Genomic DNA, 25,998 nt, shown 5'->3' with positions numbered 1-25,998 from the left:
CCAACCTTGGGACCAACCTCCCGTGCGGACCTTGCGAGCCTGATTACACGCTGCCGCCGGCAATGTCGCGCCGGTTGAAGAAGCGAACGTCGATATTGCGGCCCTCCGGCGGCGGGGAGGCCAGGCGCGAGCGGAAGAAGGCGCGCTCGCCGGGCCGCAGCACGGTCTGCTCCAGCACCGTATTCCAAGCATAGATCTCCGCGCCCTGCGCGTCGCGCACCGCGAAGCGCAGCCGCGGGATATCGAGCGGCTTCTTGCCCTCGCCGACGATGACGCCCTCGATCACCAGCACCTGCTTACCGTCAACGGTCTCGCTGGAGAGCTTCACGTCCTTGAAGGCCAGCCCGCGCAGGTTAACGTCGAGGCCGACCATCTTGTAGAAGGCCGCGGTCTGCGGCAGCAGCCGAACCATGTCGCCGCGCCAGACGATCAGGGCCAGCACCAGCGCGCCCATGGCGGCGCAGGCGGTCGGCAGGCCGAAATGGGACTTTCGCGGCGCCGCCGTGGGGGCCTGACGCCTCACCCGTGCCCCGCGCCGGCTGAACAGGCCGCGGAACCAGGACTGGTGCTGCGCGCCGTCGACCTCGTCCTCGGCGTCCCGGGCCGCCGCCGACCACTCGTCCTCGGTCTCCTTGGCGTCCTCCTCCGGCCAGTCGCTGGCGATGGAGGGGCTGTCGACCACAGGCGTGTCAGTGGCGCCGTCGTCCTTGGCGTAGGAGTTCCACTGCTCGGCGAGGTCGGACTGGTCGTCGGCCTGGCTGGCGGCGGCCATGGCCGGGACGGACGCCTCCTCGATGGCATCCTCGGCATAGGCGACCCAGGTCTGCTTGCACCGGGAGCAGCGGACTGTCCGCCCGTTCGCCCCCAGGCTTGCAAGCTTGATGGCGTAGGATGTCGTACAATGGGGGCAGACGATATGCATGGACGAGCCTTGATGCATGAACGAGTCTTGACGATGCCAAGGTCGCGGAGACCCGGGCGTACTGGATGCTACAGGGCGACCGTTAACGAACCGGAAACCATAACGGTCGCAAAAACCGTTGATCGCGTGTGGCGGAGCGTCGCGTCGCGGCCATCGCCCCCTCTCGAACGGAGCTGAGCTTGGTTCGGTTCGAAAATGTCGGATTGCGTTACGGCCTGGGGCCGGAGATCCTGCGTGACCTCAATTTCCAGATCCCGGCGCACTCCTTCCAGTTCCTCACCGGCCCGTCCGGCGCCGGCAAGACCTCGCTCTTGCGCCTGCTGTTCCTGTCGCACCGGCCGACGCGCGGCCTCGTCAACCTGTTCGGCCACGACATCTCGCAGCTCGGCAAGGACGAGATCGCCGACTTGCGCAAGCGCATCGGCATCGTGCTCCAGGATTTCCGCCTGCTCGACCACATGACGACCTACGAGAACGTCGCGTTGCCGTTTCGCGTCATGGGCCGCAGCGAGTCGAGCTATCGCAAGGAGGTCATCGACCTCTTGCGCTGGGTCGGACTCGGCGAACGCATGGACGCGCTGCCGCCGATCCTGTCCGGCGGCGAGAAGCAGCGTGCGGCGATCGCGCGCGCCGTGATCTCGCGGCCGCAGCTTCTGCTCGCGGACGAGCCGACCGGCAGCGTCGATCCGACGCTCGGCCGCCGCCTGCTGCGCCTTTTCATCGAGCTCAACAAATCGGGCACCGCCGTCATCATTGCGACCCACGACATCGGCCTGATGGATCAGTACGAGGCGCGGCGGCTGGTGCTGCATCAGGGCCGGCTGCACGTCTATGAGTAAGCCCGACGAGCGCGGCGTGCTGGTCGACCTCGGACAGGAGCGTCCGCAGCTTCCGGCCAAGGCGCGCAACATGTCGCCGATCGTGCCGCGCGCCTCGATCCACGGCCGTGCGCTGGTTGCCGTCGTCGCCATCATGACCTTCCTCGCTTCGATGACCACGGGCACGGTGCTGCTGGTCAGCGCCTCCGCCGCCGAATGGCAGTCGGACGTCGCGAGCGAAATCACCATCCAGGTTCGTCCGCAGTCCGGGCGTGACCTCGAGCGCGACACCGCCGCGGTGACCGAGGCGATGCGCGCGCAAGCCGGTATCGTCGAGGTCAAGCCGTTCACCAAGGACGAGAGCGGCAAGCTGCTCGAGCCCTGGCTCGGCACCGGACTGTCGATGGACGATCTGCCGGTTCCGCGCATGATCATCGCGCGCGTGCAGCCCGGCACGGCGCTCGATCTCGCCGCCTTGCGCGCCCGCGTGACGCAAGTGGCGCCAAGCGCCAGTGTCGACGATCACCGCGCCTGGATCGAGCGCATGCGCTCGATGACCAACGCAACCGTGCTCGCCGGTCTCGGCATCCTCGCGCTCGTCATCATCGCGACGATCATCTCGGTCTCGTTCGCGACCCGCGGCGCCATGGCGGCGAACCGTCCGATCGTCGAGGTCCTGCATTTCGTCGGCGCCGGCGACCGCTACATCGCCAACCGCTTTCTGCGCCATTTCCTCAGGCTGGGCCTGGAGGGCGGCGTGATCGGCGGCGGCGCCGCCATGCTGGTGTTCGGCTTCTCCGAGTCGATCGCCGGCTGGTTTTCGGGGACGCCCGTCGGCGACCAGTTCGCGGCCCTGCTCGGCACCTTCTCGCTGCGGCCCTCCGGCTATGTCGTGCTCGCGGTGCAGGCGGTGCTGATCGGCGCCATCACCGCCGTCGCCTCGCGCCAGACGCTGTTCGCGACGCTGAATGATGTGGATTGAGGTTGTGCTTCTTCCTTCCCCCGTGTGGGAGAAGGTGAATAAACCGGACTCCACTTCGCCTCAAAACGTTTTAAAATCATCCGGGAAGGGATTACCGACATCGCATGACCTCGCCGACCGACGATCGATCGCCGAAATTGCCGCGCGGCTGGCTGCGCGCAGCCGTGGTGTCGACGATCGCGTTCGCCTTCGTCGGCGCGGCGGCGGGCTTCATCGCGTTCCTGTCGCAGTTGCGCGGCGCCGAGATCGCGCCGGACCGCAAGGCGGACGGCATCGTGGTCTTGACCGGCGGCTCCTCGCGGGTGTCGGATGCGATGGAGTTGCTGGCTGCCGGCTACGGCAGGCGGCTCCTGATTTCCGGGGTGCATCCGACCTCGACCGCAAGCGACATCTCGCGGACCCTGCCGGAGAACCAGTCCTTCATGACCTGCTGCGTCGACCTCGACCGCACCGCGCTCTCGACCCGCGGCAACGCGGCGGAGGCGCGGCGCTGGGCGCAGGCGCGCCGCTTCAAGTCGCTGATCGTGGTGACCTCGAACTATCACATGCCGCGCGCGCTGGTGGAATTCTCGCACGCGATGCCGGAGACGATTCTGATCCCGTTCGCCGTGGTCGGCGACAAATGGCGCGAGGAGCCGTGGTGGGCCTCGGCGTCCACCTTGCGGCTGCTGCTGTCGGAATATGTCAAATATATCGCGGCCGAAGTCAGGGTGCGGCTGGAGGATTTCGGGATTGACCTTTCGCCCGAAGTATCGGAGCAGCCTCCCGGGATGCAGCCGAAGCGGCCCGCCACTGCACAGGCCAATTGATCGGCAATTGATCGGATCGTCGATGTTCTTGATTTTCCTGCGCTCGCTCGTGTTCAACGTGCTGTTCTACGCCGTGCTGGTGTGTCTCGCGATCGTGGCGCTGCCGACCTTTGCAATGCCTCCGCGCGCCATGCTGACGGTCGCGCAATGGTGGGCGAAGGCGACGCTGGTCCTGATGCGCGCGATCTGCAACATCAAGGTGGAATTCCGCGGGCAGGAGAAGATCCCGCAGGGGCCGCTGGTGATCGTGGCAAAGCATCAGTCGTTCTGGGAAACCTTCGTGTTGCCGGGGTTCTTCGATCGCCCGATCTTCATCCTCAAGCGTCAGCTCATGCAGATCCCGGTGTTCGGTCAGTTCCTGGTCAAGACCGGGATGATCGCGATCGACCGCAAGGCCGGCGTGAAGGCGCTGCTGGACATGACGCGGCGGGCGCGCGACGCGGTGCGCAGCGGCCGCCAGCTCGTGATCTTTCCGGAAGGCACGCGCCGCGCGCCGGGCGCGCCCCCCGACTACAAGACCGGTTTTGCGCAGATCTATTCGTCCTGCGGCGTGCCGTGTCTGCCGATCGCCCTCAATTCCGGCCTGTTCTGGCCGCGCCGCACTTTCATGCGCTATCCCGGCACGCTGGTGGTGGAGTTTCTCGATCCGCTGCCGCCGGGCCTGCCGAAGGACGAGTATCTCTCCCGCGTGCAATCGGCGATCGAAGAGGCGACCGACCGCCTCGTCGAAGCGGGCCGCAAGGAGCAGGAGCAGCTGATCGGTTCGGCGCCGAGCTACGCGCCGACTGGCAGCTAGCGGCTTTCGCGATCTTCGCTCGGAGCCGGCGCGTGCAGGGAATGCGCCTCCCCATGCAGCATCGTCGCGAGCTGATGCAGTTGCGTGTCGCGAAAGCCTTCGGCCTCGATCGCCTTCACCGTCGCCGTCACGTAGTCGCGGTTGGCCCCGGACTGGCCGTGCCCCTGGAGCACGTGGCGATGCTGATCGGCGAGCGACAGCCGGCCGGCATATTGCACATGGCCGCGGTCGACGACATAAGCGAGTGCGGAGACGCGCTGCCGCGCATCGTTCTCCAGCCACACCGAACGCATCACCTCGCGATAGACCGACGTCACCTGCTCGCGTTCGCGCAAATAGGCAACGACGTCGGCACGGTTCTTTTCGGCGACGCGGAAGGCGATGCCGCGACAGGCGCCGCCGCGATCGAGCCCGAGCACCAGGCCCGGCTTCTCCGGCGTGCCGCGATGCACGAAGGAATAGACGCAGAGCGCACGATGCTCGCCGACCAGCCGCGCCGGGACGCGCTCCTCGAATTCGAAGCCCGGCCGCCACATCAGCGAGCCGTAGCCGAACACCCAGAGGTCGCCGTTGGCTGTGGTGACGGATGGGAGGGTGATTTCCGACATGGCGGGCACGGCTACCAGAACCGCGCCCCCAAGCGAAGCGAATTCTCCGCCTTTCGGAGCAAGCCAACCTCGCTTACATTTGACAAAATCTGAGGCCAAAGGGTCGCCGCATGTCCAATCTGACCGTTGCCGCAGGCCGCCGCCCCCGTTGGGGCCTTTTCATCGCTCCCATTCTCCTCCTGATCCTCGCCGTCGCGTGGAGCTGCTTCTGGTTCTACGCCGCTTCGCAGGCCGAAATCGCCGCAGACGCCTGGCGCGCGCAGGAGGCCAAGTCCGGCCGCATCTATGATTGCGCCAAGCGCTCGATCGCGGGCTTCCCGTTCCGCTTCGAGGTCCAGTGCTCCGGCGCCAGCGTCGCCCTGGTCTCGCAGAACGCGAGCAAGACGCCGTTCACGGCGAGGCTCGACAACATCCTGGTCGTCGCCCAGGTCTACGATCCCAAGCGCGTCATCGCCGAATTCTCGGCGCCGGCGACCCTCACCGACGGCGTTACGCAAAACACCTTCGTGGTGAACTGGAGCAGGGGCCGCAGCAGCGTGGTCGGCCTGCCGGCGGTGCCGGACCGCGCCTCCATCGTGTTCGACGATCCCGTCATCAACCGGCTCGACGGCAGCGTGCAGGTGCCGCTCGCGCGCGCCAAGCAGGTCGAGCTGCACGGGCGCCTCGCGGACGGATCGCCGTCCGATCATCCCGTGATCGAGACCGTGCTCCACGTCGCGCAGGGCAGCATCCAGGGTGTTCACCCCTTGCTCGCCGAGCCGTTCGAGGCGGACACGCGCGCCAAGGTCACCGGGCTCTCCGACCTCACCCCAAAGCCATGGCCGCAACGCTTCCGCGAGATCCAGGCCGCCGGCGGCCATATCGAGATCGTGCAGTCGCGGATCCAGCAGGGCGAGATGATCGCGGTCGCGGCCGGCACGCTCGGGCTCTCGGCCAATGGCCGACTCGACGGCGAATTGCAGATGACGGTGACGGGCCTCGAGCGCGTGATCCCGGCGCTGGGTATCGAGAAAATGCTGGAAGAGGGTGTGCCGCAGGCAACCCTCGACCGCGTCGCACCCGGCGTGAAGTCGCAGGATCTCAACAATCTGTTCGGCGCGCTCGATCGCGCCGTTCCCGGCCTCGGCAAGGTCATCAAGCAGAACGCCAATGCCGGCGTCGCCGCCGGCATCAATTCGATCGGCACCGAGAGCACGCTGGAAGGCAAGAAGGCCCGCAGCTTCCCGCTGAAGTTCGTCGACGGCGCCGTGCTGCTCGGCCCGGTCAAGGTCGGCCAGATTCCGCCGCTGTATTGAAACCTCTCTCGTCATTCCGGGGCGATGCGTAGCATCGAACCCGGAATCCATTTCACCGCGTGCGCTGTGGCCCAATGGATTCCGGGCTCGCCCTTCGGGCGCCCCGGAATGACAGGAGCTACGGCTTCTTCAGCGCCGCATGCGGCCGGCCGAAGTCCGGCGCCGCCGAATCCTGGCCGATCTCGACGATGCCGCGACGGATGGCGCGGGTGCGGGTGAAGTGGTCGAACAGCGCTTCGCCGTCGCCGCGCCGGATCGCGCGGGTGAGTTTTGCCAGATCCTCGGTGAAGGTGCCGAGCATCTCCAGCACGGCTTCCTTGTTGGCGAGGAAGACGTCGCGCCACATCGTCGGGTCGGACGCCGCGATGCGGGTGAAGTCGCGGAAGCCGCCGGCGGAGAACTTGATCACTTCCGATTCCGTCACCTGCGCCAGCTCGTCGGCGGTGCCGACGATGGTGTAGGCGATCAGATGCGGCAGATGGCTGGTGATCGCGAGCACGAGATCATGATGATCCGGCGTCATCACCTCGACCTTGGCACCCATCGCAGCCCAGAAGGCGCGCAAGCGATCGGTGGCCGACGCGTCGACGCCTTCCGGCGGGGTGAGGATGCACCAGCGGTTGATGAAGAGCTCGGCAAAGCCGGAATCCGGCCCCGAGTGCTCGGTGCCCGCCACGGGGTGCGCCGGCACGAAATGAACGGTCTTCGGCAGATGCGGCGCCATGTCCCTGACGATCGCGCCCTTCACAGAGCCGACGTCGGAGACGATCGCGCCGGGCTTCAGATGCGCGGCGATCTCCTGCGCCACCGGTCCGCAGGCGCCGACGGGAATGCAGAGGATGACGAGATCGGCATCCTTCACCGCTTCCGCATTGGTCGCCACGACCTGATCGACGATGCCGAGCTCGAGCACCCGCGCGCGCGTCTTCTCCGAGCGCGCGGTGGTGACGATCTCGCCGGCCAGGCCCTGGAGCTTCGCAGCGCGCGCGATCGAGCCGCCGATCAGGCCGAAGCCGATCAGGGCGATGCGCTGGAAGTGCGGCTGTACGCTCATTTGCCGGCCATGAAGTCGCGCAAACCGTCCACGACGAGGCGGTTGGCCTCCTCGGTGCCGATGGTCATGCGCAGGGAATGCGGCAGGCCGTAATTCTTCAATGCCCGCAGCACGAGGCCTCGCTTGGTGAGGAAGGCGTCGGCGTCGTCCGAGGTCCTGCCCCTGTCGGTCGGGAAGTGGATCAGCACGAAATTGGCGACGCTCGGCGTCACCTTCAGGCCGAGCTTGCCGATCTCCTCGGTGAGCCAGTTGCGCCAGGTCTCGGTGAACTGCTTCGACATCGCCTGATGCGCGGTGTCCTCGATCGCGGCGACCGCGGCATACATCGCCGGTGTCGAGACGTTGAAGGGACCGCGGATGCGGTTGACCGCGTCGATGATGTGCTCGGGCCCGAACATCCAGCCGATGCGCAGCGCGGCGAGGCCGTGGATCTTGGAGAAGGTGTGCGTCACCACGGTGTTCTCGGTGGTGGCGACGAGCTCGATGCCCATCTCGTAATCGTTGCGCGAGACGTAGTCGCAATAGGCGGCGTCCAGCACCAGCAGCACGTGCGAGGGCAGGCCGGCGCGCAGGCGCTTGACCTCGTCGAACGGAATATAGGTGCCGGTCGGGTTGTTCGGATTGGCGAGCCACACCAGCTTCGTCTTCGGCGTCACGGCCTTGAGGATGGCGTCGACGTCGCAGGTGAGGTTCTTCTCCTGTGCAATGACGTTCCTGGCGCCGACCGCCATGGTGGCGATCGGGTAGACCAGGAAGCCGTGGGTGGTGGAGATCGCCTCGTCGCCCTGGCCGAGATAGGTGTGGGCGAGCAGGTTGAGGATCTCGTCAGAGCCGGCGCCGCAGATGATGCGGTTGGGGTCGAGGCCGAAGGTGCGGCCGATGGCTTCGCGCAGCACCCGCGAGGTGCCTTCCGGATAGTCTTCCAGATGATCAGCCACCTTCTTGAAGGCCTCGATCGCCTTGGGTGAGGGGCCGAACGGCGTCTCGTTGGCCGAGAGCTTGAACACCTTGCGGCCCGGCTCCGGCACCGGGCTCTTGCCGGGCGTGTAGGGCGCAATATCGAGAATGCCGGGGTTCGGCACGGGGCAGGACATCTTCAACTCCGGAATGGCAGGCGGCTCGTAACTTACGATTTCGACCCGGTCGGGGGCACCGTATAGCGCGTCGCGTGGCTGCCGACGAGGGCCGTGGAGCGCACCGAGGCCCCCGCCTCGATCAGGGCAGCCTTGATCTTGTCGATGCTGCTCGCGCTCGTGACCGAGACCAGCAGCGCGGCGCCATCGAAGGCGGTATCGGGCACCGCCACGATGTCGGCGAGCGGCGACAGCGCCCGCGCGATCTCGGCATTCCATCCCGAGACGCGCACGCTGAAAGTCTCCACCTCCGTCACCAGGGCACTGTCGGCGACGCGTGAGATCGCGAACACGGGCAGCGCGGCCGGATGGTCGGCACGCTCGACGAAGGGCAGCCGCGCGATGATCTTCGGTGCGCCTTCTGCTTCCAGCTCCAGCCACCACGGGGTGCGGCTGGAAGTCGCCGAGACCAGCGCCAGATCGCCCTTGGATTTCGCGACCGCCTCGACCGCGGCCTGCGCGCTGAAATGCGCGACGTAAGGCACGGTGAAGCCGAAATGGAATCGCACGGAATCGCGCATCGCGGGCTCGCTCACCGAGATGTCGGCATGCACCGCGAACGGCGCCTGCACGTAAGTGAACGTCGCGATGATGACGCGCCAGATGCTCTCGACCGTGTCGAGCGGCAGGATGCCGCGATGGCGCTCCACGATCCGCCGCATCATGTCGGCCTCGCGCGCAGGCCGGAACGCCGAGCCCACCTCCTGGGTCTGCTTCACCTGGATCAGGCGGTCGATGATGTCGCCGCGCTGCATCAGGAGGCGATGCATGCCCTCGTCGATCGCGTCGATCTCCTTGCGCAATTCCTGCAACGATGGTGGCGCGGGCGGACGTTGGGACATATCTGGCAAGTGCTGTTGAGAGGCGTTCCAATGCGGGTCCATCAGGTCGGACCCGCCGCGGTCGATGTCTTGATTAGGCAGTCGGAGCGGCGAAAGCAAAGAGAAATGCAAAGGGAAATCGGGCCTTTTCGGCTGACGCGACGGGGACGAATTTGGTCAATCAGGACCGTATCTTGACGAAAACCGTCCAAGCCGTTAAGTTTTGCCTGTTCCGTGGTCATTTGAGCCGGCCGGCTTGCAGCCACGTTAAAAAACTCGCTAAACAGGCCGGGGACGCTTCCGATCCCGGCCGAACCTATCGTTCAGGCCGGGTTTTTTATGGCCTGATGCAAGTAGCGGTCTGAAGTCCGATCGCAAACGAGGTCGATGGTCAGATGGTTGGCGTCACGTCGATATCCAGTCCCGCGATCAGTGCCGATGAGCGGTCGCATGAGGTGGATCATCCGAGCTCGCTCGTCGCGCATTTCGGCGCTGATCAGCCGTTGCCGCTCGACTGCGGCATAGATCTCACCCCGTTCCAGATCGCCTACCAGACCTATGGCGAGCTCAACGCGGACCGCTCCAACGCGATCCTGATCTGCCATGCGCTGACCGGCGACCAGCATGTCGCCAATGTGCACCCCGTCACCGGCAAGCCCGGCTGGTGGGAAACCCTCGTCGGTGCGGGCCGTCCGCTCGATCCGAGCCAATACTTCATCATCTGCGCCAATGTGATCGGTGGCTGCATGGGCTCGACCGGGCCGGCCTCGATCAATCCCGCGACCGGCAAAGTGTGGGGCCTGGATTTCCCGGTCATCACCATCCCCGACATGGTTCGCGCGCAGGCGATGCTGATCGACCGGCTCGGCATCGACACGCTGTTCGCGGTGGTCGGCGGCTCGATGGGCGGCATGCAGGTGCTGCAATGGACGGCGGCCTACCCCGAGCGCGTGTATTCCGCGCTGGCAATTGCCTGCTCGACGCGGCACTCGGCGCAGAACATCGCCTTTCACGAGCTCGGTCGCCAGGCTGTGATGGCCGATCCCGACTGGCACAATGGCGGCTACGCCGATCGCGGCATCCATCCGCATCGCGGCCTTGCGGTCGCACGGATGGCGGCGCACATCACCTATCTCTCCGACGCGGCGCTGCATCGCAAGTTCGGCCGGCGCATGCAGGACCGCGACCTGCCGACCTTCTCGTTCGACGCCGACTTCCAGGTCGAGTCCTATCTGCGCTACCAAGGCTCGTCCTTTGTCGAGCGCTTCGACGCCAACTCCTATCTCTATCTAACGCGCGCGATGGACTATTTCGACATCGCCGGCGACCATGGCGGCGTGCTGGCGAAGGCGTTCGCGGGCATCAAGACGCGCTTCTGCGTGGTCTCTTTCACCAGCGACTGGCTGTTTCCGACCTCGGAATCGCGCGCGTTGGTGCATGCGCTGAATGCGTCGAGCGCGCGGGTGTCGTTCGCCGAGATCGAGACCGATCGCGGCCATGACGCCTTCCTGCTCGACGTGCCCGAATTCTTCGACATCGCCCGCGCCTTCCTGGAATCGGCCGGCAAGGCGCGCGGACTCAACGGCAGGGGTGGCTAGGATGTCAGTGCAGGAAGTGCTGCCGCTGGGCGGCCTTAGCGCGGAACAGTCCGGTCATTTTCGCGCCGACCATCTGCTCGTCGCCGAGATGGTCAAGCCGGGCTCCAAGGTGCTCGATGTCGGCTGCGGTGACGGTGATCTGCTCCAGCTTCTGGAGACCCGCGGCATCGACGGTCGCGGCATCGAATTGTCGCGCGAGGGCGTCAACCGCTGCGTCGCCAAGGGCCTCGCGGTGGTGCAGGGCGACGCCGATACCGACCTCGTGAACTATCCCGATGATGCCTTCGACTACGTGATCCTGTCGCAGACGCTCCAGGCGACGCGGCAGCCGCGTGTGGTGTTGGAAAATCTCCTGCGCATCGGCCGCCGCGCCATCGTCTCGTTCCCGAACTTCGGCTTCTGGAAGATGCGGCTCCAACTCCTGATCGGCGGCCACATGCCGCGCACCGAGAACCTGCCGGCGACCTGGTACGACACCGCCAACATCCACTTCTGCACCATCAAGGATTTCGTCGAGCTCTGCGACGAGATCAACGTCAAGATGGAACGCTCGGTGGCGCTCGATCTCTATGGCCGCCCGGTGCCGCTGAACCTGCCCTGGTGGGTGTGGAATATGTTCGGCGAGCAGGGCGTGTTTCTGCTCACGCGCGGGCAGGGGAAGTGACGCCGTAGGCGTCATTCCGGGTTCGCTCTTCGAGCGCCCCGGAATGACAGGGTAAACTATTGCGCCGCCACCGACCTCGGATCGCGCGCCGGCCAGCGACCTGCTTCCACCAGCGTGACGAACCGCTCCACGGTCTCGTTGAACAGCGCGGGCTCCTCGAGGTTGAGCACGTGCCCCGACTTCGGAAACATCGCGAGGCCCGCGGCCGGAAGATGCTTCTTCAGGAACAGGCTCGGCCCGACGCAAGGGTCATCCTCGTCGCCACAGATGATCAGCGCCGGCGTCGCGACGCCCCTGATCGCGTCCGTCATGGTGTAGATCGAGGGACGGCCGCCCTGGAAGCCGCGCATCGTGCGCGCCGATCCCCTGGCATCGTGCCGCGCCAGCGCGGCGTAGAAATCGGCGTGGCCGCGTGGGTCCTTGACCAGGAAGGGAATCCGGCTCGGTGCCTCGCGTGTGACTTTTGCCACCTCCGTGGAGCCGAGCGTCTCGAACTGCTCGGCATTGGCGCGGCATTGCCTGCGCCAGGCGTCGAGATGTTCGATCTCCGAGCCGGAGCCGACGCCGGCGAGCGTCATCGACAGCGCCCGCTGCGGCGCGTTCAGTCCGATTTGAAGCGACGAATAAGCGCCCATCGAGAGCCCGACGAGATGCGCGCGATCGATCCCGAGATGATCGAGCACCGCGAGCGCGTCGGTGTAGAAATGCGTGTAGGTGTAGACCTCGCCCTCAGGCACGTCCGACGGCGTGTAGCCGCGCGCCGAATAGGTGATGCAGCGGTGGCCGCGCGAGAAGTAGCGGATCTGCGGCTCCCAATTGGTGTAGTCGGCCGCGAACTCGTGCAGGAAAATAATCGGCGTTCCCTGGCCAGCTTCCTCGAAATAGATGCGGACGTCGTCCCTGGTCGTGGCGTGGGGCATTAACCGTTTCCCTCTCTTCTAGCCGCAGGTGGAGGATCGCAGTTAATGCTGTTGTCCGCAATGCGGCAGCGTCAGGCCGGCACCGACACAAAATCAACTCAGCTATTCACCGGCACGGTGTCTTTTTCTCGCCACATGGGGCGGCTTAACGGCCCGAGGGATGTCGGCCGCGCACGGGCCGGCTGGGAAGTGGGGGTGTCAACGAAGGATGACTAATGTTCGAGTTGTTTGCGTCTCGCCTGTCGCGTTGTGTTGTCGCGCTGGCGCTGTTCTTCGCGGCGGTCGCCGCGTTCTCGTCTCCGGCCTCGGCACGGCCGCATCGTCATAGCGCAGAGCGGCACGCTTACGCGCATCACGCCAGCAGATATCATCATTACCGGCACCAGGCCCGCAGCTCGCGCTTCGAGCGCAGCGCGGCGCAGTTGCAGGCCGGCGGATTCATGGACACGCAGGCCAGCTACGATCCGAACGCCAATAGCGGCGGCATGGGTGACACGCGCTATCTGAGCGGTGGTGACATGGCCATCGGTGGAAACGTGAGCCGCGCCGGCAAAGTGAGCCGCGCCCGTAACATGAGCCACGCTGTCAACAACAGCAGCGCCAGCGACAATGGCAGCGCCGGCAACATGGGTATGAGCAGCGGCTTCGGCGGCGGATCGGGCCTCGTGTCCGAGGCGCGCCGCTATCTCGGCGGCAACCCGACCGGGCGTGGCAGCCTGTGGTGCGCGCGCTTCATGAACATGGTGCTTGAGAAGACCGGCCACCGGGGCACCGGCTCGGACATGGCGAATTCGTTCGCGCGTTACGGCACGCGTGTCTCCGGCCCGCAGGTCGGTGCCATCGCGGTGATGTCGCGCGGCGGCCGGGGCGGCCACGTTGGCATCATCACCGGCGTCGACGCGCAGGGAAATCCGATCATGATCTCCGGCAACAACGGCAACCGCGTCCGCGAGGCGCCGGTCTCGCGCGGCCGCATCTATGCGTATGTGATGCCGAACTGAGGTGAGGGAGCGTAGGGTGGGCAAAGGCGCGTTAGCGCCGTGCCCACCATCTCGCTCCGCAGAGATAAAGTTGGTGGGCACGCTTCGCTTTGCCCACCCTACGAAGCTCACACCAGCTTCGGCTCTTCCACCGCGACCGCATCCCCCACGCCGATCTCGCCATCGGTGATCACCTCGGCATAGATGCCGCAGTCCATATGTCCGAGATACCGCGAGAGCGTCGGCGGGATTTCGAGGTCGCGCATTGCGGTCTCCGGATCGACATTGGTGGCCGGGCAGCGGACGATGCGCTTGACCACCTTCAGCCGGGCCTGACCGATCGCGAGCGTCTGGCCGACGAGGTCGAGCTCGGACCAGGCCGGCCAGCCCTTCACGTAGAGATTGGCGCGGAAGCGCAGGGGATGCACGGCGGTGCCGCCGAGCATGGTCTCGATCGCGCGGACGCTGTCCAGATTGATGATGGAGACGACCTTGCGGGCGACGTCGGAAAAGCTGTGGTCGCGGCCCGACAGGACTTTCGGTGGGCCCTTCAACTCCGGCTGGAAGTTCTCGGTGAAATAGCGCTCGATGGCGGCGCGCCCGGCGGCGGTCTCCAGATCGCCGCTGGCGACGATCTGGCCGTCCTTGCGGATGGTCAGGCGGTTGGTCGCGTCCTCGAACCGGCTGTCGAGCGAAGCCAGCCGCTCATTGCGCGCCAGCATCAGAAACTGGATTTTCGGCTTCCAGGCCGGCGCCTCGGGATCGAACCCGCTCGGGCCGTTCTCGATGGCGTAGCGGCGGTCGGCGGGCAGGGTCTGGCCGACCCGCAAGGCAACGCGGGGCAGGGGTTCCGGGGTGAGGCCCTTGATGGGATAGCGGTAGAGGCCGGTAATCTCGGCGGTCTGGCTGGCTGTCATGGCGCTACTTAGGGGATTCGGCCACGCCGCGCCAAGCGGGCCGATGCGCGCACGAAATTGTGAAGACGCCTCTTTCGCTCCCGCAGCCCGCTTCCCACATCTGCCTCAGGCCGGCGGCAGCGTCGGTAAATAACGACCGTTACCGGTTGAGAAACGTCAATGCGGTAATCGGAAACCCAATGAAGATGCCGTTTGGAGTGCCTTAGAGGGCTCCATGGGCAGGCCGAGGGAAAGAAAAGATGAACATCGAGAAGTATACCGAACGCTCCAGGGGCTTCATCCAGTCCGCGCAGTCGCTTGCGGTGCGCGAGGGGCACCAGCAGTTTTCGACCCTGCACGTTCTGAAAGTGCTGCTGGACGACAATGAGGGGCTCGCTGCCGGTCTGATCGACCGTGCCGGCGGCAACTCCCGCGCAATTTTGAAGGCGACCGAGGACGCCCTGAACAAGGTGCCGAAGGTCTCCGGCGGCGGCGCCGGGCAGATCTATCTGGCGCCCGAGCTCGCACGCACCTTCGATGCCGCCGAAAAGGCCGGCGAGAAGGCCGGCGACAGTTTTGTCACCGTCGAGCGGCTGCTGCTCGGCCTCACGCTGGAGAAGACCAGCGAGGCCGGCACGATCCTCAGCAAGGGTGGTGTCACCCCGCAAAACCTCAACGCGGCGATCGAGGCCCTGCGCAAGGGCCGCACGGCCGACTCGGCGACCGCCGAGAACGCCTATGACGCGCTGAAGAAATATGCCCGCGACCTGACCCAGGCCGCGCGCGACGGCAAGCTCGACCCGGTCATCGGCCGCGACGAGGAGATCCGCCGCACCATCCAGGTGCTCTCGCGCCGGACCAAGAACAATCCCGTCCTGATCGGTGAGCCCGGCGTCGGCAAGACCGCCATCGCCGAGGGCCTCGCGCTGCGCATCGTCAACGGTGACGTGCCGGAGAGCCTGAAGGACAAGAAGCTGCTCTCGCTCGACTTGGGCGCACTGATCGCCGGCGCGAAATACCGCGGCGAGTTCGAGGAACGGCTGAAGGCCGTGCTCCAGGAGGTGACCGGGAGCGAGGGCACCTTTATCCTGTTCATCGACGAGATGCACACGCTGATCGGGGCCGGCAAGGGCGACGGCGCGATGGACGCATCGAACCTGCTGAAGCCGGCGCTCGCCCGCGGCGAGCTGCACTGCATCGGCGCGACCACGCTCGACGAGTATCAGAAGCATGTCGAGAAGGACGCGGCGCTGGCGCGGCGCTTCCAGCCGATCTTCGTCAGCGAGCCCTCGGTCGAGGACACCATCTCGATCCTGCGCGGACTGAAGGACAAGTACGAGCAGCACCATGGCGTGCGGATCACCGATTCCGCGCTTGTTGCCTCCGCGACATTGTCCAACCGCTACATCACCGACCGCTTCCTGCCGGACAAGGCGATCGACCTCATGGACGAGGCCGCCGCGCGCCTGAAGATGCAGGTCGATTCGAAGCCGGAGGAGCTCGATTCGATGGATCGGGAAATCATCCGGCTGAAGATCGAACAGGAAGCATTGAAGAAGGAGAGCGACGCCGGTTCGAAGAGCCGCCTGCAGACGCTTGAAAAGGAACTCGTCGAGCTCGAGGAAAAATCCGCGTCGTTGACGGCGCGCTGGAGCGCGGAGAAGAACAAGCTCTCCGATGCGCAGAAGCTCAAGGCCGAGCTCGACGGCTTGCGTGTCGAGCTCGCCAATGCCCAGCGCCGCGGCGAATTCCAGAAGGCCGGCGAGCTGGCCTATGGCCGGATCCCCGAGCTCGAACGGCAGCTCGCGGACATCGAGGCCAAGGAGAACTCCGGCGAGATGATGGAGGAGGCGGTCACCGCCAATCACATCGCGCAGGTGGTCTCGCGCTGGACCGGCGTGCCCGTCGACAAGATGCTGGAGGGCGAGAAGGACAAGCTTCTGAAGATGGAGGACTCCCTCGGCAAGCGCGTCGTCGGCCAGGCCGAAGCCGTCCATGCGGTCGCAACCGCCGTGCGCCGCTCCCGCGCCGGCCTCCAGGACCCGAACCGGCCGATGGGCTCGTTCATGTTCTTGGGCCCCACCGGCGTCGGCAAGACCGAGCTGACCAAGGCCCTGGCGGAGTACCTGTTCAACGACGAGACCGCGATGGTCCGCCTCGACATGTCCGAGTACATGGAGAAGCATTCGGTCTCGCGGCTGATCGGCGCGCCTCCGGGCTATGTCGGCTATGACGAGGGCGGCGCGCTCACCGAAGCGGTGCGGCGCCGGCCCTACCAGGTCGTGCTGTTCGACGAGATCGAGAAGGCGCATCCTGACGTCTTCAACGTCCTGTTGCAGGTGCTCGACGACGGCCGCCTGACCGATGGCCAGGGCCGCACCGTCGATTTCCGCAACACGCTGATCATCATGACCTCGAACCTCGGTTCGGAGTTCTTGGTGAATCAACCCGAGGGCGAAGACACGTCGGCCGTGCGCGAGCAGGTGATGGGAATGGTGCGGGGACATTTCCGCCCCGAATTCCTCAACCGTGTCGACGAGATCATCCTGTTCCATCGCTTGCAGAGGAGCGAGATGGGCCGGATCGTCGAGATCCAGTTCGCCCGGCTGCAGAAGCTGCTGACCGATCGCAAGATCGTGCTGACGCTCGACGGCGCGGCCCGCGACTGGCTCGCCGCCAAGGGCTGGGATCCCGCCTACGGCGCACGGCCGCTCAAGCGGGTGATCCAGCGCTACCTCCAGGACCCGCTCGCCGAGATGATCCTGGCCGGCGACGTCAAGGACGGCGACAACGTCGCGATCTCGTCCGAAGGCAACGTGCTGACCTTCAACGGCAAGGCCCCGCAAACCGCGGAGATCGCCCAGTTCGAGGCGCCGGCGTCGAAGCGGAAGCTGAACTGAGCGTCATCGCTGCCTGAAACGACAGATCGCCCCGGAGAGGTTCACTTCTCCGGGGCGAATTGTTTTGGGCTGATCCTAGCCGACGGCGGACGCGGAGCCGGGCTCGGCCGGTCCAGCCTCGTCGTCTTCTTCTTCAAGCTCGGACAGGATATCGACCAGCTCGCGCACCCGTCCCTGCGCCAGCGGTCGCAAATCGTTGATCAACGGCTCGTCATTGGCGAGCCAGGCCTGGGCTTCGGCGAGCTCCTCGACGGTCGCGCCGGTCCCGATAATCTGGGCAATGGTGACCTCGTCGGCCCGATCCACGGCCTTGACGACATCGTCGCGTGAGAGGCGCGTCATGGGGCGATCCTCCTGCTGGTCGGTCCCGTTAGCCTCTAACCGGGAACCCGCGCGCCGGTTCCCCCGCAGCCGGATTCCGCTGGCAGACGCTACTTCTTCACCGCCTTGTAGATCGCATTCTCGATGTCGGAGGAAAAATAGATGACGCCGGTGGCGCCGATGGCGACGCCGGTCGGGATGTGGGTCGGCAGGCCGCCGGGTGCGCCCGCAAGGCCGATCGGGAGATCGGCCGCGATCTCGGTGATCTTGCCGTCCTCCGGCGTGATCTCGATCAGCCGCCTGGCGCCGACTTCCGCCACGATCAGCTTGCCGTCGCTGGTACGTGCGAGGCCCTCGGGCATCTTCAACTCCTTTACGAGCACGGTCTTCTCGCCGTTTTGCTCGATCTTGGACACGACACCCGCGAAGGCTTCGGTGACATAGACCTCGCCACGCGATCCGGCGACGAGCCCCACCGGACCCTCGAGGTCGCCGATCAGCGTGGTGCGGTCCTTGCCGTGCTCGCCGCTGACGCGGACCAGCGATTTGGTGCCGAGCTCGGCCACCAGGATGCTGCCGTCCTCGAGCACGATCGCATCATGCGGCGCCTTGAAGTCATGCAGCATGTCGCGCGTCGCGCCGGTCTTGTTGTCGATCACCTGCACCGTGCCGGTGAACCAGCTCGACAGGATCACGTCGTTGCCCTTTGCCGTCGCGCTCATCGGATATTCGAGCGTGACGCCGGCGGCATGCATGCGCGCCTTCTCGGTGACCTCGCCGGTCGTACCGTCCACGGTGCGATAGGCGAACACGTCGGCGACGTGGATCGTATCCTTGCCATTCTCCGAGGTGACGCCGATGCCGCCGGGCAACGCGAGCTTGCCGATGATGATTTGCTTGGCCTGGCCGCTGGCCGGATCGACTTCCTGGATGCCGTTGTCGGCCATGTTGGAGACGTAGATGCGGTCCTTCTCGTCGATCGCGAGGTTGTCCAGCGACGGCTTCAGCTGCGCGACCATGGTCTTGGCGCCCGACTTGGGATCGACCCGAACGAGCTGGCCGAGCGCGGTGTCGACCACCCACAGATTGCCCTTGGAATCGAAATTCACCGCGGCCGGGACCTTGAAGCCGTCGGCAACCACCGTCAGCTCGGCCTTGTCGACGTCGACCTTGGCGACCTGTCCCTTGAACCAGAGCGGGCCGTAGAGCTTGTCGTCGGGACCGAACTCGAAGCCGTTGAGGCCGCCCATCTTCTCCATGATCTGACGCGGCGGTTTGACGCCTTCGACGTCGATCTCGTAGAGCGTGTCGCCGAGGAAGACCGTCGTGGCGTAGAGCCTGCCGTCCTTGCGGAAGGCCAGCGAATTGATGCCGGGAAGGCCGGAGGCGAGCTTCTTGATCGGGCCGTCGCCCTTGCGCGAATAGAGATCGCCGGCCAGGAAGCCGGTCCAGGCCATGGTGCCGTCGGGCGCGAATGCGATGTCGTCGGCCATTCCGATCGGAGCCGGGATTGCAACCTTGGCGGTACCGCTAGCGATATCCACCTCGTAGAGCATGGCGCCGGCGACGCTGCCGGCAAACAGATGGCCGGCCTTGTCGATCCCGAGCCCATGCACGCCATGGAACGCCGAGCCGGGGACGAGTTTCGTGACCTCCCAAATCTCCGGTAATTTCTGGGCTGACGCGCTCGTGGTGCAGAAAATCGCAGCAATGACGGCTGTGCAGGCAAGCCTGTTCTTCATGGCGTGACCTCCCATTTTTGGAAAGTATTCGCCCGTCATCCGGCTTTGGCAAACGAAACTTGACGTTGTGTCGCCGTAAAGCGGCGCCGCTTCGAAAGCGTCCCATTCAACCGTGTTGGTGAAGATGTCCGGTCGATGTCGGCCGGTTGCCGGCCTACCGGTTGGTGACCTGCAACGGTCCGCCGGTCGCATCCGAGATACGGGCGATGGCGCCGCCCCGGCCGCTCATCATGCCGTCGAGCCGGTCGCGCTCCTTCTCGAAGCCGGCCAGCATCGGGCCTTCCAGCGATCGGCCGCGCGGCAGTTTCACGCGCAGCGGATCGACGAAGCGGCCGTTCACGAGGATTTCGTAGTGCACGTGCGGGCCGGTCGACGCGCCGGTCGAGCCGACGAAGCCGATGACCTGGCCCTGGCGGACCTTCTTGCCGGCTTCCATGCCCTTGGCGAAGGCCGACATGTGGCCATAGGCCGTCTCGTACCCGTTGTTGTGCTTGATGCGGATGTATTTGCCGTATCCGCCCTCAGTGCCGGCCTTCTCGATCACGCCGTTGCCGGAGGCGAAGATCGGCGTGCCGTAGGCGGTGGCCCAGTCGACGCCGGTGTGCATCTTCACATAGCCGAGGATCGGATGGCGGCGGCCGCCGAAGCCGGAGCGCATGATGGCGTTGTTGACGGGCTTCCTGACCAGGAACTTCTTCGCGCTCTTGCCGCTCTCGTCGTAGTAGTCGACGACGCCGTCGTCGGGACTCTGGTAGCGGTAGTATTTCTTGGTCTCGCCGCCGACCGTGAGGGAAGCGAACAGAACGTCGTTCTTTTCGTTCGACGTCACGCCCTCGTCTTCGCCGGCGTAGAACACGTCGAAGGAATCGCCAGGCTGCACCTTGCGCTGGAAATCGACGTCGTAGGAGTAGATCTTGATCATGTCGTCGATGACCGGCATCGGCACTTTGTTGCGCATCGCGGTCTCGTAGATGCTTTGGTAGAGCCGCACGCCGGTGCCGTCATCGTCGTCATCGTCGTCGCTGTTGGCGTTGGCCGTGGCATCAGCGACGGTGTTCATGCTGGAGACGTCGACCGCGACGTATTTGCCGAGGTCGGACAGCGCCGCGATCGCCTCGACCATGGTGTCGTTTGCAACCACGACGCGATAGGGCTGGAGCCGGGCGCCGGGGCTTGCGGGCGCCATCAGGATGCGGAGCTTCTCGCCTTCCTTCAGGCCGCCGTCGCGGCCGCGCGGGCCGAGCGTCGCGGCGATCGCCTTGATCTCGTCCGCCGTGGCGCCGAGATCGCGCAGGACGGAGGCGACGCTGTCGCCCTTCTTGACCAGATGGACGCGCTCGCCGTTGGGATTGCCGCCGGTGATCTGCTCCTTGGTCTTCGGCAGCAGCGTGACGTTTTCCGGCACCACGCGCGTCTCGAAGCCGGCATAGGGATCCGACGGCGACACTTCGGTGGCGTAGGCCATCTTCATGTCGGACGCGCCGGAAACGTCGGCGGTGGCATTGGCGAGCGAGGCGTAGCGCACCCCGCCATTGCCGCGCCAGTTGGCGGCATCGCGGACCCGCATCAGGATGTCGTCGAGCGCCACCACCGCGGAAATCTTGGCCTTCGGCAGCACCGGCGACAGGTCCTTGGTGACGAAGGAGACCTCGGCGTCGGGTTCGACCGCTTCGGGGTTGTTGGGATCGTCGGCGGCGGTCTTCGGATCGGAGCCGACGTCGGTGAGAAGGCGCTGGGCGTTGAACGGCGGAATTTTTGCCGACAGGTCGCTCGTCGTCATCGACAGATTGCCGGCGATCCGGACGAAGGGACGCACCCGCATCACGTCGCGATTGCCGACGCGGGCCACCGTGGAGACGCGCACGATGTTGCGCGATGCGGTGGATTCGTTCGGTGGCGGCAGGCGGTCGCTCTTGTGCAGCGTGGCGGCGCGATCAGCTGCGCCAAACGCGCCACGCAGCGCGCCTTCGACCCGCTCCGGCACCTTGGCGAAGGTCATCTCGCCGTCGAGCGAAGCGAAAACGGCGCCGCCGATCAGGGCTGCGCCGCAAAGTCCGGTCAGAATTGTCCCGCTGAACCATTGGACCGAAACACGACGGCGGTCGATGACGGCGGCTTCGGAACCATCGACGGAAAGCGGCGGCTCGTGGCCGAGATCGATGATCCCGGTCTCACGCCCGTAAGCGCCGCGTGACGTCCTGTGGTTCAACCCAAGTCCCCCAATCAACGACCCAAGAGGCCCATACCAGCCCGGTTTCGAGCCCCTCCCTGGTCGCCCTCTTGGAGGGGCATCGCAGGAAACGGCAAGCCGCACAGGCGCTCGCGGTCAGAAGGCCCTGATGACGGGCCGGCCGAAATTACGAACAGCTAAGCGGAAAAAGATCTCTCGATGTCTCTCGAATGTCTGAAGAAGGCCGCTTCATCGTATGATCGCCTTCCTCTGACCCCACGCAAACCGCCGGCAGCCCCCACTGGCATCCCCGCGATTCAAGCTTGTCTCTTATCAGAACGCCGCGGGATTGTGGCTCTAGTACGGCGCCTAATATGGAAAAAGTTTCCTGAAGGGGCGACCGGCCGAGCCCGTCCGGGGAGGGCGCCCGAAGCCGCTTCCGGAGCCCCTCCGAAGCCCTTCCGGAGCTCCCTGGGGCGCAAACTTTTTTTGAGATTTTTTGCGGCGCGGCCGCGGTCGGCGCGCTCATGCCCTCTCTAATCGACTGGAATCACTGGATTTTTTTCAACAATCCACTGTGCGACGATTTGTTGACGATTGGCGTTGACAGCCCGGAAGGTGGGGCCTATAACCCCAACCACTGAGCGCGGCGCCGCCGGGTCACTGACCAAGGCGAGCGAACGCGCCACTGATGCTCCTCACCTTGTTGAGTGACACAACAGCCGACACCAGTCGGTTGGAGTTCATCCATCGTCGGTAAGGGTGTCGGAACCCTTCCTCTCAGGAAGGTTGGGGCCTCTCCGGTCCCGGGCTGTTTGACAAGTGAAGATGAAGAAAGAGAAACGTGGACGGCGGAGTCCTTGCGGGTCTCGGCTCTGAAAAGCTTCGGCTTTTCTGATCGAGACCGGACGAAAGACTTCGGCGGTACACGTTTTAAAGGAAACACCATCGTTGCCAGCGATGTGAATCGCAGGCAGCTCGTCGATTTCGGTCGATGAAAAATGGTGGGACCTCGTCAAACGTTGTGATCAGCCGGTTCAAAGTTCAAGTCCAACTTGAGAGTTTGATCCTGGCTCAGAGCGAACGCTGGCGGCAGGCTTAACACATGCAAGTCGAGCGGGCGTAGCAATACGTCAGCGGCAGACGGGTGAGTAACGCGTGGGAACGTACCTTTTGGTTCGGAACAACACAGGGAAACTTGTGCTAATACCGGATAAGCCCTTACGGGGAAAGATTTATCGCCGAAAGATCGGCCCGCGTCTGATTAGCTAGTTGGTAGGGTAACGGCCTACCAAGGCGACGATCAGTAGCTGGTCTGAGAGGATGATCAGCCACATTGGGACTGAGACACGGCCCAAACTCCTACGGGAGGCAGCAGTGGGGAATATTGGACAATGGGGGCAACCCTGATCCAGCCATGCCGCGTGAGTGATGAAGGCCCTAGGGTTGTAAAGCTCTTTTGTGCGGGAAGATAATGACGGTACCGCAAGAATAAGCCCCGGCTAACTTCGTGCCAGCAGCCGCGGTAATACGAAGGGGGCTAGCGTTGCTCGGAATCACTGGGCGTAAAGGGTGCGTAGGCGGGTCTTTAAGTCAGGGGTGAAATCCTGGAGCTCAACTCCAGAACTGCCTTTGATACTGAAGATCTTGAGTTCGGGAGAGGTGAGTGGAACTGCGAGTGTAGAGGTGAAATTCGTAGATATTCGCAAGAACACCAGTGGCGAAGGCGGCTCACTGGCCCGATACTGACGCTGAGGCACGAAAGCGTGGGGAGCAAACAGGATTAGATACCCTGGTAGTCCACGCCGTAAACGATGAATGCCAGCCGTTAGTGGGTTTACTCACTAGTGGCGCAGCTAACGCTTTAAGCATTCCGCCTGGGGAGTACGGTCGCAAGATTAAAACTCAAAGGAATTGACGGGGGCCCGCACAAGCGGTGGAGCATGTGGTTTAATTCGACGCAACGCGCAGAACCTTACCAGCCCTTGACATGTCCAGGACCGGTCGCAGAGATGTGACCTTCTCTTCGGAGCCTGGAACACAGGTGCTGCATGGCTGTCGTCAGCTCGTGTCGTGAGATGTTGGGTTAAGTCCCGCAACGAGCGCAACCCCCGTCCTTAGTTGCTACCATTTAGTTGAGCACTCTAAGGAGACTGCCGGTGATAAGCCGCGAGGAAGGTGGGGATGACGTCAAGTCCTCATGGCCCTTACGGGCTGGGCTACACACGTGCTACAATGGCGGTGACAATGGGATGCTAAGGGGCGACCCTTCGCAAATCTCAAAAAGCCGTCTCAGTTCGGATTGGGCTCTGCAACTCGAGCCCATGAAGTTGGAATCGCTAGTAATCGTGGATCAGCACGCCACGGTGAATACGTTCCCGGGCCTTGTACACACCGCCCGTCACACCATGGGAGTTGGCTTTACCTGAAGACGGTGCGCTAACCAGCAATGGAGGCAGCCGGCCACGGTAGGGTCAGCGACTGGGGTGAAGTCGTAACAAGGTAGCCGTAGGGGAACCTGCGGCTGGATCACCTCCTTTCTAAGGATGATCCTTCAGCGAGCTTCGGCTCACTATCGGATCGTTTTAGAAACATCAGTGGCCAACAGTCGTCAGGATTGTTGAGCTGCATTGGCGGGATTTCGCCGTCTTCGTTTCTCTTTCTTCGCGGACGAACACGCGCCGGGGCTGCGTTGTGCGATTGCATTTGGCGCTAGTCGCCGGTTGCTGCACGCCAAGACCCTAGTCCTTGATAGGATAGCGTTAGGGGCTTGTAGCTCAGTTGGTTAGAGCGCGCGCTTGATAAGCGTGAGGTCGGAAGTTCAAGTCTTCCCAGGCCCACCACTTTCATCGAGTGAGCATTCGTCTTCTGGTTACGGGGCCATAGCTCAGCTGGGAGAGCGCGTGCTTTGCAAGCATGAGGTCGTCGGTTCGATCCCGTCTGGCTCCACCAGATGGTTTGATCATCGACTGATCGTGCACCTAAATCGTCCGCGAAACATCACTTCGCACTTGCTAGTCCGGATGGACAGCAGGCTGCGTGATTTCTGACATCGTAAAGAGGAGATCGATCCGAGTTGGATCGTGCAGAAGATTTCTGCGCGATACTTCATTATCTCCGGATCATTTCGGCGCTCACGCGTCCTTCAAGGTCAAACTTGAAAGACGGGCGAGTTGTAAATGATCCTTTTAGCGAAGCTTGACCGCCTCGCTATCGGAACGATCTTACGAAGCAAGCTGGTCTTTCTAATCATTGTCCGGCTGCAGATAGCGTTCATCGAGGGCGCGTGCCGCAAGGCAGTTCTGCAGACAACATTCTGCCGAGTGTGTGGACATTGATAATGAGAGCAATCAAGTGCCTTAAGGGTGTTCGGTGGATGCCTTGGCGCTGAGAGGCGATGAAGGACGTGCTACGCTGCGATAAGCCGTGGGGAGCTGCGAAGAAGCTTTGATCCGCGGATTTCCGAATGGGGAAACCCACCTTCGATAGCCGGAACTCCAAGACCTTTGTCGAAAGACATCGGTGTGGGGTTCGACCAGATAATGGAAGATGCCTAGGCCTTTAGATTTCGATCGAAGAGGTTTTGGATTTCCGGTTATCAAGAGAAGGTATGAGACTTCTGAATACATAGGAGGTTTCAAGCAAACCCAGGGAACTGAAACATCTAAGTACCTGGAGGAAAGGACATCAACAGAGACTCCGTTAGTAGTGGCGAGCGAACGCGGACCAGGCCAGTGATACATCAAAGACAATCGGAACCAGTCAGGAAAGCTGGGCCTCAGAGGGTGATAGCCCCGTACGAGTAATGCGATGATGTATCCACGAGTAAGGCGGGACACGTGCAATCCTGTCTGAACGCGGGGGGACCACCCTCCAAGCCTAAGTACTCCTCAGCGACCGATAGTGAACCAGTACCGTGAGGGAAAGGTGAAAAGCACCCCGACGAGGGGAGTGAAATAGACCTGAAACCGGACACCTACAAACAGATGGAGCCCAAGATTCGTTCTGGGTGACATCGTACCTTTTGTATTATGGGCCAGCGACTTAATTTAACGAGCAAGCTTAAGCCGATAGGCGAAGGCGTAGCGAAAGCGAGTCTGAATAGGGCGTCAAGTTCGTTGTATTAGACCCGAAACCTAGTGATCTAGCCATGAGCAGGTTGAAGGTGAGGTAACACTCACTGGAGGACCGAACGGGTGCCTGTTGAAAAAGGCTCCGATGACTTGTGGTTAGGGGTGAAAGGCCAATCAAACTGGGAAATAGCTGGTTCTCCGCGAAAGATATTTAGGTATCGCCTCGGATGAATACCTCAGGGGGTAGAGCACTGGATGGGCTAGGGGGACTTACCGTCTTACCAAACCCAACCAAACTCCGAATACCTGAGAGTACTATCCGGGAGTCACACGGCGGGTGCTAACGTCCGTCGTGGAGAGGGAAACAACCCGGACCTACAGCTAAGGCCCCTAATTCGTGGCTAAGTGGGAAAGGATGTGGAAATCCCAAAACAACCAGGAGGTTGGCTTAGAAGCAGCCATCCTTTAAAGAAAGCGTAACAGCTCACTGGTCTAA

General features: G+C 63.8%; 19 protein-coding genes, 2 tRNA genes, 2 rRNA genes and 1 riboswitch (1 of these 24 running past the window's edge). Of the genes, 13 read left to right on the top strand and 10 right to left on the bottom strand.

All coding sequences use genetic code 11. The features are described from left to right. Positions 1 to 43 precede the first annotated feature (43 nt). The gene (locus tag AB5K84_RS40115) at positions 44 to 922 is read right to left on the bottom strand and encodes an MJ0042-type zinc finger domain-containing protein (RefSeq protein ID WP_038965355.1); all 879 of its coding nucleotides are present in this window, start codon (positions 920 to 922) and stop codon (positions 44 to 46) included. A gap of 179 nt (positions 923 to 1,101) precedes the next feature. On the opposite strand from AB5K84_RS40115, the gene ftsE reads away from it, so the two are divergent. The 4 genes from ftsE (at position 1,102) to AB5K84_RS40095 (ending at position 4,327) form a co-directional block, all read left to right on the top strand. Then, positions 1,102 to 1,761 (top strand): cell division ATP-binding protein FtsE, encoded by a 660-nt coding sequence (gene ftsE, locus AB5K84_RS40110; RefSeq protein ID WP_027544305.1) that lies wholly within the window; start codon positions 1,102 to 1,104, stop codon positions 1,759 to 1,761. Then, complete coding sequence (locus AB5K84_RS40105; protein WP_011084208.1) at positions 1,754 to 2,722, top strand: cell division protein FtsX; 969 nt, start codon at positions 1,754 to 1,756, stop codon at positions 2,720 to 2,722. The genes ftsE and AB5K84_RS40105 overlap by 8 nt, the downstream gene beginning before the upstream one ends. Before the next feature lie 104 nt (positions 2,723 to 2,826). Then, positions 2,827 to 3,531: a YdcF family protein gene (locus AB5K84_RS40100; RefSeq protein WP_011084209.1), complete on the top strand. Its 705-nt coding sequence runs from the start codon at positions 2,827 to 2,829 to the stop codon at positions 3,529 to 3,531. A 22-nt stretch (positions 3,532 to 3,553) separates the two neighbouring features. Further along, positions 3,554 to 4,327 (top strand): lysophospholipid acyltransferase family protein, encoded by a 774-nt coding sequence (locus AB5K84_RS40095; RefSeq protein ID WP_011084210.1) that lies wholly within the window; start codon positions 3,554 to 3,556, stop codon positions 4,325 to 4,327. Here the strand turns inward: AB5K84_RS40095 and AB5K84_RS40090 are convergent. Continuing rightward, complete coding sequence (locus AB5K84_RS40090) at positions 4,324 to 4,935, bottom strand: gamma-glutamylcyclotransferase (protein ID WP_028173537.1); 612 nt, start codon at positions 4,933 to 4,935, stop codon at positions 4,324 to 4,326. The two genes, AB5K84_RS40095 and AB5K84_RS40090, sit on opposite strands and share 4 nt — an antisense overlap. Before the next feature lie 110 nt (positions 4,936 to 5,045). Between AB5K84_RS40090 and AB5K84_RS40085 the strand changes: the two genes are divergently transcribed. Then, positions 5,046 to 6,230, top strand: a complete 1,185-nt coding sequence (locus AB5K84_RS40085) for a DUF2125 domain-containing protein (RefSeq protein WP_011084212.1) — start codon at positions 5,046 to 5,048, stop codon at positions 6,228 to 6,230. Positions 6,231 to 6,348: 118 nt separating this feature from the next. On the opposite strand, the gene AB5K84_RS40080 is transcribed toward AB5K84_RS40085, so the two are convergent. From AB5K84_RS40080 to AB5K84_RS40070, 3 genes are read right to left on the bottom strand one after another with little or no spacing between them, the layout of a single operon-like run. Further along, positions 6,349 to 7,284, bottom strand: a complete 936-nt coding sequence (locus tag AB5K84_RS40080; protein WP_011084213.1) for a prephenate/arogenate dehydrogenase family protein — start codon at positions 7,282 to 7,284, stop codon at positions 6,349 to 6,351. Continuing rightward, positions 7,281 to 8,378, bottom strand: coding sequence for a histidinol-phosphate transaminase (gene hisC / locus AB5K84_RS40075; protein WP_011084214.1), 1,098 nt, complete (start codon positions 8,376 to 8,378; stop codon positions 7,281 to 7,283). Before hisC ends, AB5K84_RS40080 begins: the two co-directional genes overlap by 4 nt. 32 nt (positions 8,379 to 8,410) lie before the next feature. Continuing rightward, entirely contained in the window at positions 8,411 to 9,259 is an 849-nt protein-coding gene (locus tag AB5K84_RS40070; RefSeq protein ID WP_011084215.1) for a chorismate mutase, read from the bottom strand. Between the two features lie 203 nt (positions 9,260 to 9,462). Further along, positions 9,463 to 9,542: riboswitch (SAM riboswitch) on the top strand. 91 nt (positions 9,543 to 9,633) lie between these two features. Between AB5K84_RS40070 and metX the strand changes: the two genes are divergently transcribed. Together metX and metW are read left to right on the top strand one after the other, a co-directional pair. Then, positions 9,634 to 10,836 carry a homoserine O-acetyltransferase MetX gene (gene metX / locus AB5K84_RS40065; protein ID WP_011084216.1) on the top strand — a complete coding sequence of 401 codons (1,203 nt, stop codon included), beginning with the start codon at positions 9,634 to 9,636 and terminating at the stop codon, positions 10,834 to 10,836. A gap of 1 nt (position 10,837) precedes the next feature. Then, a complete protein-coding gene (gene metW / locus AB5K84_RS40060; RefSeq protein ID WP_028173533.1) occupies positions 10,838 to 11,500 on the top strand; it encodes a methionine biosynthesis protein MetW in 663 nt (220 codons plus the stop codon). A 56-nt stretch (positions 11,501 to 11,556) separates the two neighbouring features. On the opposite strand, the gene AB5K84_RS40055 is transcribed toward metW, so the two are convergent. After that, on the bottom strand, positions 11,557 to 12,420 hold the full coding sequence (locus tag AB5K84_RS40055; protein ID WP_011084218.1) for an alpha/beta fold hydrolase: 864 nt from the start codon (positions 12,418 to 12,420) through the stop codon (positions 11,557 to 11,559). A 215-nt stretch (positions 12,421 to 12,635) separates the two neighbouring features. On the opposite strand from AB5K84_RS40055, the gene AB5K84_RS40050 reads away from it, so the two are divergent. Further along, on the top strand, positions 12,636 to 13,421 hold the full coding sequence (locus tag AB5K84_RS40050) for an NlpC/P60 family protein (protein ID WP_011084219.1): 786 nt from the start codon (positions 12,636 to 12,638) through the stop codon (positions 13,419 to 13,421). A 107-nt stretch (positions 13,422 to 13,528) separates the two neighbouring features. Here the strand turns inward: AB5K84_RS40050 and AB5K84_RS40045 are convergent, their stop codons facing one another. Further along, positions 13,529 to 14,317 carry an MOSC domain-containing protein gene (locus AB5K84_RS40045; protein WP_011084220.1) on the bottom strand — a complete coding sequence of 263 codons (789 nt, stop codon included), beginning with the start codon at positions 14,315 to 14,317 and terminating at the stop codon, positions 13,529 to 13,531. A 239-nt stretch (positions 14,318 to 14,556) separates the two neighbouring features. Here AB5K84_RS40045 and clpB point away from each other — a divergent pair, with 239 nt between their 5' ends. Next, positions 14,557 to 17,196, top strand: a complete 2,640-nt coding sequence (clpB, locus tag AB5K84_RS40040) for an ATP-dependent chaperone ClpB (protein ID WP_011084221.1) — start codon at positions 14,557 to 14,559, stop codon at positions 17,194 to 17,196. A gap of 75 nt (positions 17,197 to 17,271) precedes the next feature. Here the strand turns inward: clpB and AB5K84_RS40035 are convergent, their stop codons facing one another. The 3 genes from AB5K84_RS40035 to AB5K84_RS40025 all read right to left on the bottom strand — a co-directional run bounded on the left by AB5K84_RS40035 (position 17,272) and on the right by AB5K84_RS40025 (position 21,468). Beyond that, positions 17,272 to 17,538 carry a hypothetical protein gene (locus AB5K84_RS40035; protein WP_011084222.1) on the bottom strand — a complete coding sequence of 89 codons (267 nt, stop codon included), beginning with the start codon at positions 17,536 to 17,538 and terminating at the stop codon, positions 17,272 to 17,274. 89 nt (positions 17,539 to 17,627) lie between these two features. Then, complete coding sequence (locus tag AB5K84_RS40030) at positions 17,628 to 19,259, bottom strand: SMP-30/gluconolactonase/LRE family protein (protein ID WP_038965356.1); 1,632 nt, start codon at positions 19,257 to 19,259, stop codon at positions 17,628 to 17,630. A 154-nt stretch (positions 19,260 to 19,413) separates the two neighbouring features. Further along, positions 19,414 to 21,468 (bottom strand): M23 family metallopeptidase, encoded by a 2,055-nt coding sequence (locus AB5K84_RS40025; RefSeq protein WP_038965357.1) that lies wholly within the window; start codon positions 21,466 to 21,468, stop codon positions 19,414 to 19,416. Between the two features lie 1,012 nt (positions 21,469 to 22,480). Between AB5K84_RS40025 and AB5K84_RS40020 the strand changes: the two genes are divergently transcribed. The 4 genes from AB5K84_RS40020 to AB5K84_RS40005 all read left to right on the top strand — a co-directional run. Continuing rightward, positions 22,481 to 23,969 (top strand): 16S ribosomal RNA (locus AB5K84_RS40020). A 226-nt stretch (positions 23,970 to 24,195) separates the two neighbouring features. Next, positions 24,196 to 24,272: transfer RNA gene (locus tag AB5K84_RS40015), tRNA-Ile, on the top strand. Positions 24,273 to 24,305: 33 nt separating this feature from the next. Further along, a tRNA-Ala gene (locus AB5K84_RS40010) sits at positions 24,306 to 24,381 on the top strand. Between the two features lie 396 nt (positions 24,382 to 24,777). Beyond that, positions 24,778 to 25,998 (top strand): 23S ribosomal RNA (locus AB5K84_RS40005) (it continues 1,653 nt past the right edge of the window). The 16S and 23S rRNA genes sit together here with 2 tRNA genes alongside, the layout of an rRNA operon.

The sequence above is a fragment of the Bradyrhizobium sp. 1200_D9_N1_1 genome, assembly GCF_052075915.1.
Lineage (GTDB): Bacteria > Pseudomonadota > Alphaproteobacteria > Rhizobiales > Xanthobacteraceae > Bradyrhizobium > Bradyrhizobium diazoefficiens.
Note: the sequence above shows the minus strand (reverse complement) of the source record. Positions and strands in the feature narration are given on the sequence as shown.